The sequence below is a fragment of the uncultured Streptococcus sp. genome (assembly GCF_963518475.1).
In the GTDB taxonomy this organism is placed as follows: Bacteria; Bacillota; Bacilli; order Lactobacillales; family Streptococcaceae; genus Streptococcus.
The window spans coordinates 53823-71604 of sequence record NZ_CAUQJA010000002.1 but is presented as its reverse complement, the minus strand read 5'-3'; the positions used below and the strand labels follow the sequence as shown (position 1 = coordinate 71604).

Genomic DNA, 17782 nt, shown 5'->3' with positions numbered 1-17782 from the left:
AAAGTATCGGTTAGCGCAAACGTTTGCGTAAAACTGAATAATAAGTTTTTGACTATTTTATATAAAATGTTGATTTTTAAAATGAAAACGCTATAATTATAATAAATTACATAGATAAAGAGAGGAGATTTCTCATGATTGAATTTCAAAATGTTAGTAAGTTGTATGGTGATAAAGAGGCCTTGAGCAATCTCAATCTGCAGATTGAAAATGGAGAGATTATGGGCTTGATTGGCCATAATGGTGCTGGAAAATCGACCACCATAAAATCCTTAGTCAGTATTATTTCACCCACTGATGGTCGGATTTTAGTAGATGGTTTAGATTTATCGGAAAATCGCTTGGCTATTAAACGAAAGATTGGTTACGTTGCAGACTCGCCTGACTTATTTTTACGCTTAACGGCCAATGAATTTTGGGAATTAATCGCCTCCTCTTATGATCTGACTAGCTCTGACTTGGAGGCTAGTCTAGCTAGGCTATTGAGCGTTTTTGATTTTGCTGAAAATCGTTATCAGGTCATTGAAACCCTCTCTCACGGAATGCGTCAGAAAGTCTTTGTCATCGGAGCACTCTTGTCTGATCCCGATATTTGGGTCTTGGACGAACCCTTGACTGGTTTGGATCCTCAGGCTGCCTTTGATTTAAAGCAAATGATGAAGGAACATGCACAAAAAGGCAAGACAGTTTTGTTTTCAACTCATGTCCTAGAGGTAGCTGAGCAAGTTTGTGATCGGATTGCCATTTTAAAAAAGGGGCATTTGATCTATTGTGGTAGCGTAGAGGACTTGAGAAAAGACCACCCAGACCAGTCTTTGGAAAGTATCTACCTTAGCCTTGCTGGTAGAAAAGAGGAGGTTTCAGATGCGTCTCAAGGTCATTAGAAAATTAGTTGATATCAATATCCTCTATTCATCTCAAGAAGCTAATCTGGCTAACCTACGAAAGAAGCAAGCTAAAAATCCTGGGAAAAAAGTAAATGTTTCCGCTAGAGTCCTAGGTTCTTACATTTTTTCCAGTCTCTTGATGCTCATCATGTTTATAAATATAGCCATTCATTTTCCTTTTGAGGAAAGGCCTGTTTATTTTAGCTTCATGGTTGCTATTTTACTAGTGATTGCCTTTTCAACTTCTTTAACAGCTTTTTACAATGTCTTTTATGAGAGTAAGGACCTGGTCTCCTATAGGCCATATGCCTTTAAAGAATCAGAGATTATAATCGCTAAAGGACTGTCTGTCCTCTTGCCAGCTCTGCCTGGAATTGTACCAATCCTAGCTTATTTTCTAGTCCTCTATATTAGGCTAGCACCTTCTCTTTGGCTAGGCTTGCCTTTGATGCTACTGTCCTTGACCTTATTATTTGTCTCTGTTACTTTAGTGATGGTAGTGGCAGTACATTTCTTGGCTCAGACTAGGGTCTTCAGAAAGTATCAGTCTATTTTTTCGAATGTGATGATTGGGATAGGAGTTCTCATACCTTTAATATTTGTCTTCTTTCTACAGTCAACTTCTGGACGTATTGTCGATAAAGTTAGAGACATTCCATTTCTCCTTTATCCTATTCATCTCTTTTACAAAATAGCAGTGGAGCCTTTTTCGACAGAAGCCATCCTGGGTCTGCTCGCTTGGATAGGACTAACTCTCTTCTTGCTTTACTTGAGCAAAAAGAAGGTTTTTCCTCGTTTTTATGACGTGATTCTGCTTAACAGTGAGGAGAAGGTCAAGAAAGAACGTCGCAGTAAGGAGAGAATTTCAACTACTAAAAAGGGATTTTTCCGTATGGTTTTACGCTACCACCTCACCCTCTTGGGACAGGGGACTGGCGTGATTACAGTGCTTTTTACAAGTGCTTTCCTTCCTTATCTCATGATGATCGGTCTAATTTCCAACATCCGAGATTCTCAGATAGTTCCAGATATTCATCCTCCATACTGGTTACCCTTGTTTTTTATAGGATTGTTTATAGCAGTTGTCAATAACAATATCACCAGCCTGCATTCAATTGCCTTGTCCTTGGAGAGGGAAAATGTTGATTTTCTTAAGAGTTTGCCCTTTGACTTTGTTCGTTATGTGAAAGTGAAATTTTGGATTATATTTGCTGTCCAGTCCTTTTTACCAGTTCTGACTTTACTTGGCCTTTCTCTATATCTAGGCTTGCCCATCCTTTCGATGATTTATCTTCTTGTAGTCTGGATCCTTGCCAGTGTCATCCTTTCTTGCCACCATTACCTTAAGGACGTGAAAAATCTGTCAACCAATTGGAGTAGCATTACGGACTTGGTGAACCGTTCAAATGGTATAGTCAAAATTGTTTTACTCTTAATTTATAGTGCAATCCTGATGGCTCTTGTAATCGGAAGCATATTCTTGGTTCAGTCTCTCTCCTCTGTTCTTGCCATCAGCTTGGGAGTAGGAGCTCTTATCCTCCTGCTTGGTCTTGCTATTTTTGGCTATCATTACTACCTGTCACACATATTGGCAGAAATAAAAAAAAGATGAGATAGTTGGTCGCTTGATTGATAAATTTTTAAAAAGAAATGCTCCTCCAAAGGTAACCTGACACCCAGCAGTTTAGTGATTAGGTAATATTAGCGAGTCAGATTATCCGGCTCGCTTTTTTCGTTGTTTAGTTTTCCGATGAAATTGTAGTAAATATCTATCTGAATGATTCGATTGCGTTTCGTTCCTGTTGGTTTTTGTATCACAATCTTATCAATCAGCTCATTTATGATTTCAACGGTTAGTTCTGGAAGTTCTGTATATTTGGAAATTCTCGCCATAAACTTAGAGATACTGTCTGGTTTTCAAAATGACAATTTAGTTTTAACTTTTACGACTGATTCCAACGATATTCTAACATTTGAATATAGTGCTTTTCATTTAACCGACACCGCCAAGGCTCTGATAGAGATTTTAGATATTGAAACAGATGATGAATTTTTTAGAGAGCTAGCGAATAGCTATAGAGAGAAGTTATCTGAGTCTAGTGTTAAGATTTCAGTTGTAAATGTTGAGGTATTGAGTTGACTTTAACTGATTTAATTCAGTGGTGATATGTGGTATAATTGTAGGTATGAAATCAATACTTAATAGTAAGCAGGCTTTACGCCCTTTTACAAAATGGACTGGTGGAAAGCGTCAGCTTCTTTCCGTAATCAAATCTCTTATGCCAGAATCTTATAATCGTTATTTTGAGCCGTTTGTTGGTGGTGGAGCTTTGTTTTTTGAACTTGCTCCTAAAGATGCGATCATAAATGATTTTAATAGTGAATTAATCAATTGTTATCAACAAATTAAAGATAATCCTTCTGAGCTAATTAAATCGTTATCTAAGCACAAGGAAAGCAATTCGAAGGAATACTATTTGAACTTGCGTTCTGCTGATAGGGACAGCAGAATTGAAAAAATGAATAATGTTGAGAGAGCTGCTCGCATTATGTATATGCTACGTGTAAATTTTAATGGATTATACCGTGTAAATTCAAAAAATCAGTTTAATGTCCCGTATGGTCGCTATAAAAATCCCCAAATTGTAGATTCAGATTTGATTGTATCTATTTCTCAATATTTAAATGAGAACACTATTCATATTTTAAATGGAGATTTTGAAGAAGCCGTTAAAGATGTTGAAGCTGGGGACTTTGTTTACTTTGACCCACCCTACATTCCACTTTCTGAGACAAGCTCTTTTACTTCTTATACACACGAGGGATTCTCTTACGAAGACCAAGTTCGTTTGAGAGACACTTTTAAAAAGCTAGATGAAAAAGGCGCCTACGTTATGTTATCGAATTCTTCTAGCCCATTAGTTGGAGAGTTGTATAAAGATTTTAAAATACATAAAGTCTCTGCTACCCGGACTAATGGAGCTAAATCTTCAAGTCGTGGAAAAATTGATGAGATTATTGTAACCAACTATGATAAATAACGAATATAAGTATGGAGGTGTTTTAATGACAAAGCCATACTATAATAAAAACAAATCAATTCTTGTACATGCCGATACTTTTGAGTTCCTTTCGAAAATGAAACCTGAAAGTATGGACATGATTTTCGCAGATCCGCCTTATTTTTTGAGTAATGGAGGTTTCTCTAACTCAGGAGGTCAAGTAGTATCAGTTGATAAAGGTGATTGGGATAAAATATCTTCGTTAGAAGAAAAACATGATTTCAACCGACGTTGGATAAATCTTGCTAAAAAAGTCTTAAAACCTAATGGCACAATTTGGATTTCAGGTAGTTTTCATAATATTTATTCGGTTGGAATGGCTTTAGAACAAGAAGGATTTAAGATTCTTAATAATATTACTTGGCAAAAAACTAATCCAGCTCCAAATCTTTCTTGTCGATATTTTACGCATTCTACCGAAACCATTCTTTGGGCTAGGAAAGCTGATAAAAAAGCTCGTCACTATTACAACTATGACTTGATGAAAGAAATAAATGATGGTAAACAAATGAAAGATGTCTGGACTGGTCCGCTCACAAAGCAAACTGAGAAATGGGCTGGTAAGCATCCTACGCAGAAACCTGAATATTTGCTGGAACGAATTATTCTAGCTTCCACTCAAGAAGATGATTATATTCTGGATCCTTTCGTTGGTAGTGGAACGACAGGTGTGGTTGCTAAAAGATTAGGTAGAAAATTTATAGGAATTGACGCAGAAAAAGATTACTTAAAAATAGCCAAGACAAGATTAGAAAAGGAAAGAAACGAGGGGATATTATGAAACTAAATGATTATCTAGAATTATCGTCAGAAGAAAGACTTAAAGAATTTTTATCAAGTTTATCTGTAACAAATCGTACACCTGAATATTATGTCAATTGGGAGAAGGTTAATCGTGAGACTAAACAGTTTGAGTTAGAGCTAAACACCCTTAACTACCTGATAAGTAAAGATTCTATTTATAACGAAGCTCTATCTCTGTTCACTAAACAACCCGACCTACTTAGGGCAATTCCAAGTTTAATTGCTAGCCGTGATAAAATTTTAGATATTCTTTCTATCGATGAGCAAGATAATATGAGTTTTGAGCGACTCAATTTTTCGAAAATTGATACTAACAAGATTAAGGAGTATGTTGATTTTACTGAAAAATCTGGATTATTGAATTTCCTTCAAAACAACGCTAACCGTTCGTTAGTGGATTATGTTTATGGGGTGGAAGCTGGATTGGATAGCAATGCTAGAAAAAACCGTAGTGGAACAACTATGGAAGGTATTTTAGAACGTCATATTGATAAAATAGCAAACGAATTAGAATTAGAATGGAAAGCTCAAGCTACAGCTCCATTTATCAAAGAGAAATGGAATATTATAGTTCCTGTTGATAAGTCTGAACGACGTTTCGATGTGGTAGTATATTCCAAAAAGAAACATAAAGTTTGGCTAATTGAAACAAATTACTACGGTGGCGGAGGCAGCAAACTTAAGGCTGTAGCTGGCGAGTTTACGGAATTGAGCCAATTTGTAATAACTTCGAACGATAATGTAGAATTTGTGTGGGTTACAGATGGACAAGGTTGGAAAACCGCTCATTTACCACTTTCAGAAGCTTTTAATCATATCACAAATGTATTCAATTTGTGTATGCTAAAAGAAGATTTTTTGTCTGAACTATTTCAAAAATAATATTATAAATTAGGTTTTAGAAAAATCTAGAAGAACGCGAGGTGTTGATTGATAAAAAAATTTTTCTTAGGAATGAATTATCGTAGAATTATTTTATATACATCAGCTATACTAACTGTAGTTAGTTGGTTATTTAGAATTAATATTTTACAGCCTTATTCACAATATGAATTGATTTTTTCATTATCTACGATAATGCTTTTCTACTTTTTTGAAGATAAGAATAAAGATGAATTTTTACTTATAGCAATATTTTATGTATTAATTCGACCATTATTGAGATGTCTAATTACTTTAGTCAATATTGACCCGAATATACTGCTAATAATTAGTGTGATATTAATTTCTGTGAGTTGGCGTATAGATTCTATTAACAAGAGCGACAGAGAAAAAGTTACTCCAAAATTAAACTCAGATTATTTTAATTTAGTTTATATAAATTCGGCGAAATCTTACGAGATTGCTACTTTGATTGATAATACTGTAAAAACAACAATTCAAAAAGAAAACAGTAATACTACGAATAATAAAAATTCCTTTAAAGTTGGTACGAAAAATAGTTTACCATCTAGTTATGAAAATAGTCATGAATTAATCACGGGAAGTAAGATTAGTGAGAGTTTCGAAATTAAAAATACTAAATCTACTATTTTTAGAAAAGTCTATGAAATGGCTAAAACTTTTCAAATTAGAAGTTCAAAACCCGGGGATCTGGTAAAATTTGACAACATTTCACTGACTCCTGTAAATGCGCAGGATATCCCTCTTATTCTACAAGTTTTACAGTCTAGCAAACTAGATAATCCTACTACAGAAGGGATTGAGCTAAACATGTCAAACTTACTTTCTACTTTTTTGACTGATTATACGATTGACTATGGTTTTAAGATAGGTGAGGAAAATTTCTTAGTTCGTTTTCCTTACGGAGAAATTGAAGGCTTTGAAAATGGATATAGACATAGTGACTTCCAGCTTGGTCAACTTTGTTTAGTAGGAATAGACCGAGGCAAAATTAATTTTTCAGAAGTCGATACGATGTCAACGAAATTTTTAGAGTTCATGAGTGAGCAAGCTAATAAAAATAATACAGCGAAAATTGTAAAAGATATTATTCAAAAATCTTCAATTCCAGAATCTAGTTCTATTGATAAATCTGAGTTTGAGTTCGATTTCAATTATAAAAAACTAGATGGAGAGTACCACTTAATAGATGTCATTGCGGTTGTTCAAAAAATCAATGTGGGGAAAAAAGATGATTTACCTATATGACCCAACAAGAATTGATGATTTAAAGGCTAACTTTTCAGAGAACAAAAAGATTGATATTACCCATATCTTATCTTACGATTTTACTAATCTCGTTGAATTAGAAGATATTTGTAGCGAGGTATACCCTTTTAATAATTTGGTTATAGATTTATCTGCTTTAATGAATCCAAGCGCGTACAATAGCCTGTATATCGGTAAAATATTCCATTTACTAGATAGGGCATTCAACTCCCCTATTTTTTGGTTGAATAAATCAAAATATGAAATTATGTTAAAAGAGTTGCCGTTGTTGTTTGATGAAACAGCTATAAACGAAGATTTTGCTAATCCAAAAGTTCAAAAACTTAATCTTGATGAGGTAGCGAAAGATTATAGTGTTAATGAAATTAACGATAAAGTACAAAAGGCTGTTGATAAACTAGTTGGTCACAGCTTATTTAAGGCTGATTTTGTAAAGAAGTATGAAAATTATAAATTACTAGAAAAAATTAGTGTTCGAAAGATTTTTTCCGTATTTCTGATAGGCGAATCTGGAATTGGAAAAACAGAATTTGCGAAAATCTTATCAAAATCACTCTATCCAAATGGAGAGCTCATCAAAATTAACTTCGGAAATTACTCAACGGAGGGAGTGTTAAATAGTTTGATTGGCTCTCCGCTTGGATACATCGGAAGCGATGAAGGTGGTGAGTTAATTAAAAAAATTAATTCATCAAAATCTAAAATTATTTTGATTGACGAATTTGAAAAAGCAACACCATCTGTATTCAACTTCTTTTACGAGCTTCTAGAAGATGGTAGTTTTACAGATAGGCATGGGATTGTTCATGATTTAAGTGGTTATATGATTATTTTTACTTCTAATATGACTCCAGAATATTTTACTCAGCATATTCCCAATTCACTTAAGTCTAGATTTGATTTAACTAGCGATTTCCAAATTCCAAGTATTGAGGAAAAACAATTATTTATCAAAGTAGAAACCAATATTCTAGTGAATAAACTGACTGAGTATTTTAAAGTTTCTTATAAAGTTACCGAAGAATTGATGGAGAAAATATTAAAATTATCGTCAGAGGATAATTTGCGTCATATTAAGAGACTTCTTCAGGATATAATTACAAAAGACTTTAGAGAGAAGAAGCTAGATAAACGGTCTTAATAGTATCGAAATCATATTTATTTGGATACTTCTCAATTTCAAAAACTTTAATTCCTATAATGTGTGTGATCCAAGTATTTTTGATAGAAAATATATTTAGATTTCGAAATAGAATTATTCAAATAGGTGAAATTTTAATTATTGTTGCTTCTATAATATTATTTATTGATAGTATATTTAGTTTGTAATAATAGACTGAGCAAAAGTCTTTAAAATCAGGAAAACGCATAATATCAGGTGTATAAAAACTTGATATTATGCGTTTTATTTATGGGAAGATTGACTCCATTTTCTCTTGGAATTGGGTTATTGCCCAATTCCCTTTTATTGTGATTTTGATTCGGTTTCTACAGACTCGGGGTGGAGTTCTTTGTAACTTGGTGCCTTGAAAAGGTCAGTACTGGTTTTACCTTGTCGTTGGCTAAAGAGGCTAGTTGATTGACTAGCTTTTTCCTGCTCAATCTTTTGTAGAATTGGTAAGGAATTGAGGTAAGAAATACTTTCTGTATCAACTTTTCCAAGATGATCTGCTTGGTAGAAACGTATCAAATCACCAGTTTGAATCTGGTCGCTGATTTTTAGCTGTTGGTTGGCTGCCTGCCGAACGATTTCTAGTTCAGTCTGAGCTTGTTCATCAAGATTACTGACTTCAAGACCGCTCTCAGTATAGTAGGTTCGTCCGTCGTAGCTGGTGTATTTTGGTGTGACGAAAGAATTAGCAGTTCGAAAGGCAACGATTTCTTGATGATCTGGAGACAAGAGGTCTTGTCCAACTTGAAGGAAGGAATTGGATTCGATACCAAGGAGGTGTTCGAGAGTCGGTAAGATATCGATTTGTCCACCGTAGGTATTGATGATTTGTCCTTTTTCATAGCCAGGCATGACCACCATAAAAGGCACTCGTTGCAACATGGCATTGTCGTAATTAGACCAGTTCTCAGAAGTCTTTCCAATCAAGGGTGCCAGCTCAGGATTTCGGGAGTTGGAAATACCATAATGGTCTCCGTAGATGACGATGATGGATTTTTCATAGAGGCCACTTTCTTTGAGATAGTCAAAGAAGGCCTTGATAGAACTATCCAGATAGTTGGCTGTTTGGAAGTAGCCATTGATGGTTTCATCTTTGGTTTTAGCCAGTGGGAAACCAAGCTCATCGCTTGTCAGATTGCTAGCATAGGGATAGTGATTGGACACCGTGATATACTTAGCATAAAAAGGCTGCTGCAAGTGCTCTAGATATTGGATAGAATCTTTCATCATGATTTTATCATTTAAACCATATTGGAAAGAATTGCTACTGTCTTGCTTGGTAAAATAGGAAGCATCAAAGAAGTATTGGTAGCCCCATTGTTTATAGGTCGTATTTCGATTCCAGAAGGTCCCGATATTACCGTGAAAGACGGCACTCGATTGATAGCCGTTTTTTGATAGGATAAAAGGAGCTGCCTGCTGGGTATTGGTACCACCGTAATTGACCATAAAGGAACCTTGGTCAAGCCCAAACAAACCAGTCTCCAGCATGGTTTCCGCATCTGAGGTCTTACCAGCCTTGACTTGGTTAAAGATATTAGAAAAGGCTAGGGTTGCTTGCGAATGGTAGAGGGAATTGAGGAAGGGAGTGACTTCATGATCAGTTCCATCTATGTTGAGTTTATAGTCAAGCAGGAATTGCTGGAAACTCTCCAAGTGGAGATAAATCACATTTTTCCCTTTGGCAAGGCCAAAATAGTCTGGATTGGGCTTAGCAGAATGTTCTTGAATATAGTCTGTAATAGGTTGAAGGTCGGTCTCAGAGGCCTTAGCACGTTCTTTGTTGGCGCTGTAGGATTGGTTGGCACTATAACCTAAAAAGGCTGGCAAACTAAGAGCACGAACAATATAATAATTAGAAAATCCTCGCGATAGGAGATCGGGACGTTCGATTTCAGCCAAGAAAAGATTAGCAGAAAAGAGCAGGGCTGAGAGAGCAGTGATAGCAACACTGGAGCGGAATTTGAAAGGTCTCCTGTCCAGCTGGATGATCTTTTTATAGAGAAGATAAGCCAGCAGTGGGAAATCCATAAAATAGATAAAATCCCAAAAGCGCAGTAACTCTAGTTCCGCAGTACCAACAGATACCTTGCTGACCACTTTCATGGTATTGGCCGTGATAAAGTCACTAAATTCTCGATAGTAAAAGATATTGGAATAAAGCCAAATGAACAAAAGGCTATAAATAGCTATACTCAGGCCATAAAAGATCTTGGTTGACCGAGCATAGAGGGCTAGAGCCAGCAGGAGCAATCCCAAGGGAAGGGGATTGAAAAAAGCGATAAAGGCAAGGTAATTCCCTTGCAGCTTGCCCACTTGAATATCTAAATTAAAGTCAACGGTATAGGCTAATAAGGTTTTGAGCCAATAGAGGATTAAAAGGGTTAGGACAAAACCCAGTCTGGTACCCATGGCTTTTTGGATTTTGTTAAAATTGATTCTCACACAATTACTTCCTAAGTTTTTATTAGTATTAGTATACCATTTTTTAAAACTAGAGTAAAAAAGCAAGGGTAGTTTCTTTTTTGAGAATTGTCACAAAATTTGCTATAATAGTGACTATGAATAGAATAAGAGTCAACAAACGGGTTGAAAAAAAGCTTTCAAAGGGGCTAGTTTTACTAGAAGCCAGCGATCTTGAGAATATCAATCTCAAGGATCAGGAAGTAGAAGTCCAGAGTCAGGAAGGAACCTTTCTTGGGACTGCCTACCTTTCTCAGCAAAACAAGGGCTTGGGCTGGTTTGTGAGCACAGACAAGGTGACCTTTAATCAAGCTTTCTTTGAAACGCTGTTTAGACAAGCTAAAGAAAAGAGAAGTGCCTACTATCAAGATGATTTGACTACTGCCTTTCGTCTCTTCAACCAAGAGGGAGATGGCTTTGGTGGTCTGACAGTGGACCTTTATGGCGACTATGCTGCCTTTTCTTGGTATAACTCTTATGTTTATCAGATTCGCAAGGTTATCTCAGAAGCTTTTAGACAGGTTTTTCCTGAGGTGTTAGGAGCATATGAGAAGATCCGTTTTAAGGGTTTGGACTATGAATCTGCCCATGTTTATGGTCAAGAAGCACCTGACTTTTTCACTGTTTTGGAAAATGGTGTTCTGTATCAAGTCTTTATGAACGATGGCTTGATGACAGGGATTTTCCTAGACCAGCATGAAGTTCGCGGTAGTTTAGTGGATGGATTGGCTATGGGTAAATCCTTGCTCAATATGTTTTCCTACACAGCAGCCTTTTCAGTGGCTGCGGCTATGGGAGGAGCAAGCCAGACTACTTCGGTTGACCTAGCTAAACGTTCACGAGAATTGTCTCAAGCGCATTTTCAGGCCAATGGAATCAGCACAGACGACCATCGTTTTATAGTCATGGATGTTTTTGAGTATTTCAAGTATGCTAAGCGAAAAGGCTTGACCTATGATGTGATTGTCCTAGATCCGCCTAGCTTTGCTCGGAACAAAAAACAAACTTTCTCTGTGGCCAAGGATTATCATAAGTTGATATCCCAAAGTCTTGAGATTTTAAATCCGGGCGGTATTATTATTGCCAGCACCAATGCTGCCAATGTATCCCGCCAGAAATTTACAGAACAAATTGATAAAGGCTTTGCAGGAAGAAGTTACCAGATTTTAAATAAATACGGTCTTCCAGCAGATTTTGCCTATAATAAAAAAGATGAAAGTAGTAATTACCTCAAGGTGATTAGTATGAAGGTTAGTAAATGAAATTAATTGTTTCAGTAATGCCAAGAAGTTTAGAGGAGGTCCAGGCTCTGGATGTCACGAGGTACCTAGATGCCGACATCATTGAATGGCGTGCCGACTATCTGCCTAAGGAAGCGATTTTGCAGGTGGCTCCAGCTATTTTTGAAAAATTCGCAGGTCGTGAGTTGGTCTTCACGCTGCGAACTCGTTCTGAGGGGGGAGAAATCGACCTTTCTCCAGAAGAATATATCCATCTAATCAAGGAAGTTGCGCAACTCTATCAACCAGACTATATTGATTTTGAGTATTTTAGCTACAAGGATGTTTTTGAGGAAATGCTGGACTTCCCAAATCTTGTTTTGAGTTACCACAATTTCCAAGAAACACCTGAAAATATGATGGAAATCTTGTCAGAGTTGACGAGCTTAAATCCAAAACTTGTCAAGGTTGCGGTGATGGCTCACACGGAGCAGGATGTCTTAGACTTGATGAACTATACACGAGGTTTTAAAACCCTCAATCCTGAGCAGGAATATGTGACCATTTCTATGGGCAAGGTGGGCAAGGTCTCTCGTATCACTGCGGATGTGACGGGTTCGAGTTGGTCTTTTGCCAGTCTGGATGAAGCTAGTGCTCCTGGTCAGATTTCTCTAGCTAGCATGAAAAAAATCAGGGAGATTTTGGATGAAGCTTGATGGCTATACACGTTTAGCTGCAGTTGTTGCCAATCCTATTAAGCATTCTATTTCACCCTTCATTCACAATAGTGCCTTTGAGGCGACAGCTACCAATGGTGCTTACGTGGCTTGGGAGATTGAAGCGGGTGATTTGGCAGAAACAGTGACCAATATTCGTCGCTACCAGATGTTTGGTATCAACCTTTCCATGCCCTATAAGGAGCAGGTGATTCCTTATTTGGATGAGCTGAGCGATGAAGCACGCTTGATTGGTGCGGTCAATACGGTTGTCAATGAGAATGGCAATTTAATTGGATATAATACAGATGGCAAGGGATTTTTTAAGAGCTTGCCTTCTTTTACAATTTCAGGTAAAAAGATGACTCTGCTGGGTGCAGGTGGTGCGGCTAAATCCATTATAGCACAGGCTATTTTGGATGGCGTCAGTCAGATTTCTGTCTTTGTTCGTTCAGTTTCTATGGAAAAAACAAGACCTTACCTAGACAAGTTACAGGAGCAGACAAGCTTTAAGGTGGACTTGTATGCTTTAGAAGATGTTTCTGAACTGCAAGCAAGGATTGCTGAGTCGGATTTACTGGTCAATGCAACTAGTGTAGGGATGGATGGTCAATCCTCTCCAGTTCCAGAAAGCATAGTCTTACCAGAAACTCTTTTAGTAGCAGATATCATTTACCAACCCTTTGAAACACCATTTTTGAAATGGGCTAGAAGTCAGGGGAATCCAGTTGTCAATGGTCTGGGAATGTTGCTCTATCAAGCTGCAGAAGCTTTTCAACTGTGGACAGGAAAGGAAATGCCAACAGAAGAGATTTGGCAGTCCTTAACAGAAAAATACCAATAAAGAAAAGGAGACTCTCCTATGAAAATCAGAATCGATATTCCTCATCATCCTTATGATATTCAGATTGAAAAAGGTTGTCTGGCTCAGGCTGGTCAATGGTTGCGAGAACTCTGGCAACCACAAAAGGTAGTCATTGTGACAGATAACCATGTAGCTTCTCTTTATGCAGAGAAGGTCAAGCTCAGCCTAGAAGATGCTGGTTTTCAGGTAGCTGTTTTTGACTTTTTAGAAGGTGAAGAAAGAAAGAATTTAACCACTGTCCAGAAAGTCTATGAATTTCTAGTTAAGCAGGGGTTGACTCGTAGCGATGGAATCGTGGCTCTCGGAGGTGGTGTCGTTGGGGACCTGGCTGGTTTTGTAGCCTCTACCTATATGCGGGGTATTCACTTTGTTCAGATTCCGACTAGCTTGACAGCCCAGGTGGATTCGTCTATCGGTGGAAAGACGGGTGTTAATACTCCATTTGCTAAGAATATGGTGGGGACCTTTGCCCAACCAGACGGGGTTCTGATTGACCCGCTTGTCCTTGAAACGCTCGGAAAAAGAGAGTTGATTGAAGGGATGGGTGAGGTTATCAAGTATGGCTTGATTGAGGACCCAGTACTTTGGGCTCTCTTGATGGAGCTAGATGGTACTGTAGAGAGCATTTTGGAACATGCAGAGACTTTGATTGAGCATTCTTGTCAGGTCAAGCGCAAGATGGTGGTTGAGGATGAGTTGGACAATGGTGTACGCCTTTACCTCAATTTTGGCCACACTATTGGCCATGCCATTGAAGCAACTGCCGGTTATGGTAAGGTCATGCATGGAGAAGCTGTGGCCATGGGCATGGTACAGATTTCCAAGGTTGCTGAGGAAAAAGGTCTCATGCCAGAAGGAATAACCCAGTCTATTACAGAGATGTGTCAGAAATTTGGCTTGCCTGTTGATTATGAAAACTGGGATGTTAACAAGCTTTATCAGGCTTTGACTCATGATAAGAAGGCGCGTGGCAATACCTTGAAATTGGTCTTGGTACCAGAGCTCGGTTCAGCGACCATTCACCCAGTTTCTCTGGAAGAGATGAAAGACTACTTGGTAAAATAAGGAGAGTGTATGAGATATTTAACTGCAGGAGAATCACACGGCCCCCGTCTGACGGCTATCATTGAAGGAATTCCAGCTGGACTTCCTTTGACAGCTGAGGATATCAATGAGGACCTTAAACGCCGTCAGGGTGGCTACGGTCGTGGCGGTCGTATGAAGATTGAGAGTGACCAGGTTGTCTTTACTTCGGGTGTTCGCCATAGGAAGACGACTGGGGCTCCCATTACCATGGATGTCATCAATAAGGACCACCAAAAATGGCTGGATATCATGTCTGCGGAAGACATTGAAGAGCGACTTAAAAGCAAACGAAAAATCACCCATCCTCGCCCAGGACATGCCGATTTGGTTGGGGGGATCAAGTACCGTTTTGACGATTTGCGAAATTCTTTAGAACGTTCATCAGCTCGTGAAACCACCATGCGGGTAGCAGTTGGTGCAGTAGCCAAACGCCTCTTGGCTGAGCTGGATATGGAGATTGCCAACCATGTCGTGGTCTTTGGTGGCAAGGAAATCGATGTTCCTGAGAATCTCACAGTTGCTGAGATTAAGGAACGAGCTGCCCAGTCTGAAGTTTCTATTGTCAACCAAGAAAGGGAACAGGAAATCAAGGACTATATTGACCAAATCAAGCGTGACGGTGATACAATAGGTGGGGTTGTGGAGACAGTTGTTGGAGGTGTTCCAGTTGGTCTTGGTTCCTATGTCCAATGGGACAGAAAATTGGATGCAAGATTGGCCCAAGCTGTTGTCTCTATCAATGCCTTTAAAGGGGTGGAATTTGGTCTTGGCTTTGAAGCTGGTTATCGTAAAGGCAGCCAAGTCATGGATGAAATTCTCTGGTCTGAAGAAGACGGCTATACTCGCCGTACCAATAATCTAGGTGGCTTTGAAGGTGGTATGACCAATGGGCAACCCATCGTTGTTCGTGGCGTCATGAAGCCCATTCCTACTCTCTACAAACCACTTATGAGTGTGGATATCGAAACCCATGAACCCTATAAGGCAACTGTTGAGAGAAGTGATCCGACCGCTCTTCCAGCTGCAGGAGTGGTCATGGAAGCTGTTGTGGCAACGGTTCTGGCACAAGAAATCCTTGAAAAATTCTCATCAGACAATCTAGAGGAATTAAAAGAAGCGGTAGCCAAACACCGAGACTATACAAAGAACTATTAAGGAGTTCCTATGGCAAAAACAGTCTATATCGCAGGTCTTGGATTGATTGGAGCCTCTATGGCCCTTGGTATCAAACGCGATCATCCAGATTATGAAATTTTAGGTTATAATCGTAGTCAAGCTTCGAGAGATATCGCCTTGAAAGAAGGCATGATTGACCGTGCAACGGATGATTTTGCCAGTTTTGCTCCTCTTGCGGATATTATTATTCTCAGCTTGCCAATCAAACAAACCATTGCTTTCATTAAGGAATTGGCCAACTTGGACTTGAAAGAAGGCGTCATTATTTCAGATGCTGGTTCGACCAAGTCAGCCATTGTGGATGCGGCGGAGAACTATTTGGCTGGCAAACCTGTTCGCTTTGTCGGAGCCCATCCTATGGCTGGTAGTCACAAGACAGGAGCTGCTTCTGCGGATGTCAATCTCTTTGAAAATGCCTATTATATCTTCACACCTTCGAGTCTGACTAGTCCTGGCACGCTTGAGGAAATGAAGAATCTGCTTTCAGGTCTTCATGCTCGTTTTATCGAAATTGATGCCAAGGAGCATGATCGTGTCACTTCTCAGATTAGCCATTTTCCTCATATTCTGGCTTCTAGTCTCATGGAGCAGACCGCGGTCTATGCTCAAGAACATGAGATGGCAAGGCGCTTTGCGGCAGGTGGTTTTCGAGATATGACTCGAATTGCGGAAAGCGAACCAGGTATGTGGACTTCCATTCTTTTGTCCAATCGTGAGACTATCCTAGAGCGGATTGAGGATTTTAAGGAACGTTTGGATGAGGTTGGACAAGCCATCAGCAAGGGAGATGAGGAGCAGATTTGGAACTTTTTCAACCAAGCGCGTGAGCAACGTCAGGCCATGGAAATTCATAAGCGTGGCGGTGTGGATAGCTCTTATGACCTCTATGTCGATGTTCCCGATGAAGAAGATGTCATCCTGAGGATTTTGGAACTACTACGTGGAACTTCCTTGGTCAATATTCATATCAATGAGGAAAACCGTGAGGATATTCACGGGATTCTACAAATTTCATTTAAAAATGCTCAAGACTTGGAAAGAGCCGAGCATCTCATAACAGAAAATACCGACTACACAGTCGTCATCAAGTAAGGAGAAAATCATGTCAAAAATAAATAAATCAATATTTGGTATTATTTTTATTTCTTTTATCCTACTTAGTGCTTGTGCTGTTAAAAAAGATGTGAAAACTAATTCAGAAGCAAGTGTCGAGACAAAAAATGAACCATCCAAGAAAGAAACAAGTTCAGAGAAAACTAATTCAAAGTATGTAGATGATAGGATTATTAATGATTTTATTAATAGCTATAATCAACATTCTAATAGCCCATTAGAAAATATCAAAAAAGGAAATATAAAAATAAAATATTTCGCATCAAGCTACGGATATTACTTGGAGCTTTTACATGCAAATGATACTGATAAAATCAATGTAACAATAAATCAGACAAATGAAAATAGTGAATCTGGTGTTACAGGAATGAAAGAAGTATTTCATGATATTGTTAAATCAATTGAATCATCCTTATCTGATGATGAGATAGATCACTATTTTGATAATCTTATGTCAAATGAAATAAAAACAGGTTCTAATTTAGGAACTTTGAAGATAGAGTATATACCAGATAAGGAATTAAGCAATGGACATTCAAGAGGTCATATAAAAGTGATTGCACAATAATAAAGACCACAGAGTAATTAGTAATTTTAAAAGAAATAAATAAGGAGAAAATCATGTCAAATATTTACGATAGTGCAAACGAACTCAGTCGCGGTCTACGCGAATTACCAGAATACAAGGCTGTCAAAGTAGCTAAAGATGCTATTTCAGCAGATGCTGAGGCAAGCAAAATTTTTACAGAATATGTTGCCTTCCAAGACGAAATTCAAAGACTAGCCCAGACAGGTCAAATGCCAGATGCATCCTTCCAAGCGAAAATGGAAAACTTTGGTAAACAGATTCAAGGAAATAGCCTCTTGTCAGAATTCTTTACTAAGCAACAACAATTGGCAATTTACCTTTCTGACATTGAAAAAATTGTTTTCGAACCAGTTTCAGAATTGCTAAAATAAGAAAATAACTATCATAAAGTCAGGAATTTTTAAGGAATTTCTGGCTTTTTATGATAAAATAGGTAAAAGTATTGCAAGTATGAGGTC

The 17782-nt window shown here is 38.1% G+C and carries 18 protein-coding genes; 16 read left to right on the top strand and 2 right to left on the bottom strand.

Annotated features, from left to right (window positions below):
• Nucleotides 1–134 precede the first annotated feature (134 nt).
• Nucleotides 135–884 carry an ABC transporter ATP-binding protein gene (locus tag RYK12_RS01315; RefSeq protein ID WP_314846534.1) on the top strand — a complete coding sequence of 250 codons (750 nt, stop codon included), beginning with the start codon at nt 135–137 and terminating at the stop codon, nt 882–884.
• Entirely contained in the window at nt 865–2499 is a 1635-nt protein-coding gene (locus RYK12_RS01310; protein ID WP_314846533.1) for a hypothetical protein, read from the top strand. Before RYK12_RS01315 ends, RYK12_RS01310 begins: the two co-directional genes overlap by 20 nt.
• 89 nt (nt 2500–2588) lie before the next feature.
• Here RYK12_RS01310 and RYK12_RS01305 read toward each other — a convergent pair whose 3' ends face one another.
• Complete coding sequence (locus RYK12_RS01305; RefSeq protein ID WP_150922567.1) at nt 2589–2780, bottom strand: DUF4368 domain-containing protein; 192 nt, start codon at nt 2778–2780, stop codon at nt 2589–2591.
• A 293-nt stretch (nt 2781–3073) separates the two neighbouring features.
• Between RYK12_RS01305 and RYK12_RS01300 the strand changes: the two genes are divergently transcribed.
• Genes RYK12_RS01300 through RYK12_RS01275 form a run of 6 tightly spaced genes read left to right on the top strand, consistent with a single transcriptional unit; the run spans nt 3074 to nt 8254 of the window.
• The gene (locus RYK12_RS01300) at nt 3074–3928 is read left to right on the top strand and encodes a DNA adenine methylase (protein WP_314846531.1); all 855 of its coding nucleotides are present in this window, start codon (nt 3074–3076) and stop codon (nt 3926–3928) included.
• The gene (locus tag RYK12_RS01295) at nt 3918–4730 is read left to right on the top strand and encodes a site-specific DNA-methyltransferase (RefSeq protein ID WP_150922569.1); all 813 of its coding nucleotides are present in this window, start codon (nt 3918–3920) and stop codon (nt 4728–4730) included. Before RYK12_RS01300 ends, RYK12_RS01295 begins: the two co-directional genes overlap by 11 nt.
• Nucleotides 4727–5635 carry a type II restriction endonuclease gene (locus RYK12_RS01290; RefSeq protein WP_314846530.1) on the top strand — a complete coding sequence of 303 codons (909 nt, stop codon included), beginning with the start codon at nt 4727–4729 and terminating at the stop codon, nt 5633–5635. Before RYK12_RS01295 ends, RYK12_RS01290 begins: the two co-directional genes overlap by 4 nt.
• 48 nt (nt 5636–5683) lie before the next feature.
• On the top strand, nt 5684–6904 hold the full coding sequence (locus tag RYK12_RS01285) for a hypothetical protein (RefSeq protein ID WP_314846528.1): 1221 nt from the start codon (nt 5684–5686) through the stop codon (nt 6902–6904).
• A complete protein-coding gene (locus RYK12_RS01280) occupies nt 6888–8066 on the top strand; it encodes an AAA family ATPase (RefSeq protein WP_314846526.1) in 1179 nt (392 codons plus the stop codon). Before RYK12_RS01285 ends, RYK12_RS01280 begins: the two co-directional genes overlap by 17 nt.
• Nucleotides 8066–8254, top strand: coding sequence for a hypothetical protein (locus tag RYK12_RS01275; protein WP_314846598.1), 189 nt, complete (start codon nt 8066–8068; stop codon nt 8252–8254). The genes RYK12_RS01280 and RYK12_RS01275 overlap by 1 nt, the downstream gene beginning before the upstream one ends.
• A gap of 136 nt (nt 8255–8390) precedes the next feature.
• Here RYK12_RS01275 and RYK12_RS01270 read toward each other — a convergent pair whose 3' ends face one another.
• The gene (locus RYK12_RS01270) at nt 8391–10508 is read right to left on the bottom strand and encodes an LTA synthase family protein (protein ID WP_314846596.1); all 2118 of its coding nucleotides are present in this window, start codon (nt 10506–10508) and stop codon (nt 8391–8393) included.
• 149 nt (nt 10509–10657) lie between these two features.
• Here RYK12_RS01270 and RYK12_RS01265 point away from each other — a divergent pair, with 149 nt between their 5' ends.
• Genes RYK12_RS01265 through RYK12_RS01230 form a run of 8 tightly spaced genes read left to right on the top strand, consistent with a single transcriptional unit; the run spans nt 10658 to nt 17695 of the window.
• Nucleotides 10658–11821, top strand: coding sequence for a class I SAM-dependent rRNA methyltransferase (locus RYK12_RS01265; RefSeq protein ID WP_314846525.1), 1164 nt, complete (start codon nt 10658–10660; stop codon nt 11819–11821).
• Nucleotides 11818–12495: a type I 3-dehydroquinate dehydratase gene (gene aroD / locus RYK12_RS01260; protein WP_314846524.1), complete on the top strand. Its 678-nt coding sequence runs from the start codon at nt 11818–11820 to the stop codon at nt 12493–12495. The genes RYK12_RS01265 and aroD overlap by 4 nt, the downstream gene beginning before the upstream one ends.
• On the top strand, nt 12485–13339 hold the full coding sequence (locus RYK12_RS01255) for a shikimate dehydrogenase (protein WP_314846522.1): 855 nt from the start codon (nt 12485–12487) through the stop codon (nt 13337–13339). Before aroD ends, RYK12_RS01255 begins: the two co-directional genes overlap by 11 nt.
• Before the next feature lie 18 nt (nt 13340–13357).
• Entirely contained in the window at nt 13358–14425 is a 1068-nt protein-coding gene (gene aroB, locus RYK12_RS01250; protein WP_314846521.1) for a 3-dehydroquinate synthase, read from the top strand.
• A gap of 9 nt (nt 14426–14434) precedes the next feature.
• Nucleotides 14435–15601, top strand: coding sequence for a chorismate synthase (gene aroC / locus RYK12_RS01245; RefSeq protein ID WP_314846520.1), 1167 nt, complete (start codon nt 14435–14437; stop codon nt 15599–15601).
• Between the two features lie 9 nt (nt 15602–15610).
• Nucleotides 15611–16714 (top strand): prephenate dehydrogenase, encoded by a 1104-nt coding sequence (locus tag RYK12_RS01240; protein ID WP_314846519.1) that lies wholly within the window; start codon nt 15611–15613, stop codon nt 16712–16714.
• Between the two features lie 10 nt (nt 16715–16724).
• Nucleotides 16725–17303, top strand: a complete 579-nt coding sequence (locus RYK12_RS01235) for a hypothetical protein (protein WP_314846517.1) — start codon at nt 16725–16727, stop codon at nt 17301–17303.
• Nucleotides 17304–17356: 53 nt separating this feature from the next.
• Nucleotides 17357–17695: a YlbF/YmcA family competence regulator gene (locus RYK12_RS01230; RefSeq protein WP_314846516.1), complete on the top strand. Its 339-nt coding sequence runs from the start codon at nt 17357–17359 to the stop codon at nt 17693–17695.
• The last annotated feature ends 87 nt before the right edge of the window (nt 17696–17782 follow it).

Excerpts from the sequence above, each read along its gene's own strand:
- RYK12_RS01265 (WP_314846525.1), top strand. The coding sequence starts at position 10,658 with ATGAATAGAATAAGAGTCAACAAACGGGTTGAAAAAAAGCTTTCAAAG.
- RYK12_RS01305 (WP_150922567.1), bottom strand. The coding sequence starts at position 2,780 with ATGGCGAGAATTTCCAAATATACAGAACTTCCAGAACTAACCGTTGAA.
- RYK12_RS01255 (WP_314846522.1), top strand. The coding sequence starts at position 12,485 with ATGAAGCTTGATGGCTATACACGTTTAGCTGCAGTTGTTGCCAATCCT.
- RYK12_RS01235 (WP_314846517.1), top strand. The coding sequence starts at position 16,725 with ATGTCAAAAATAAATAAATCAATATTTGGTATTATTTTTATTTCTTTT.
- RYK12_RS01270 (WP_314846596.1), bottom strand. The coding sequence starts at position 10,508 with ATGGGTACCAGACTGGGTTTTGTCCTAACCCTTTTAATCCTCTATTGG.
- RYK12_RS01230 (WP_314846516.1), top strand. The coding sequence starts at position 17,357 with ATGTCAAATATTTACGATAGTGCAAACGAACTCAGTCGCGGTCTACGC.
- RYK12_RS01290 (WP_314846530.1), top strand. The coding sequence starts at position 4,727 with ATGAAACTAAATGATTATCTAGAATTATCGTCAGAAGAAAGACTTAAA.
- aroD (WP_314846524.1), top strand. The coding sequence starts at position 11,818 with ATGAAATTAATTGTTTCAGTAATGCCAAGAAGTTTAGAGGAGGTCCAG.
- RYK12_RS01280 (WP_314846526.1), top strand. The coding sequence starts at position 6,888 with ATGATTTACCTATATGACCCAACAAGAATTGATGATTTAAAGGCTAAC.
- RYK12_RS01295 (WP_150922569.1), top strand. The coding sequence starts at position 3,918 with ATGATAAATAACGAATATAAGTATGGAGGTGTTTTAATGACAAAGCCA.
- RYK12_RS01300 (WP_314846531.1), top strand. The coding sequence starts at position 3,074 with ATGAAATCAATACTTAATAGTAAGCAGGCTTTACGCCCTTTTACAAAA.
- RYK12_RS01315 (WP_314846534.1), top strand. The coding sequence starts at position 135 with ATGATTGAATTTCAAAATGTTAGTAAGTTGTATGGTGATAAAGAGGCC.
- RYK12_RS01310 (WP_314846533.1), top strand. The coding sequence starts at position 865 with ATGCGTCTCAAGGTCATTAGAAAATTAGTTGATATCAATATCCTCTAT.
- aroB (WP_314846521.1), top strand. The coding sequence starts at position 13,358 with ATGAAAATCAGAATCGATATTCCTCATCATCCTTATGATATTCAGATT.
- RYK12_RS01240 (WP_314846519.1), top strand. The coding sequence starts at position 15,611 with ATGGCAAAAACAGTCTATATCGCAGGTCTTGGATTGATTGGAGCCTCT.
- aroC (WP_314846520.1), top strand. The coding sequence starts at position 14,435 with ATGAGATATTTAACTGCAGGAGAATCACACGGCCCCCGTCTGACGGCT.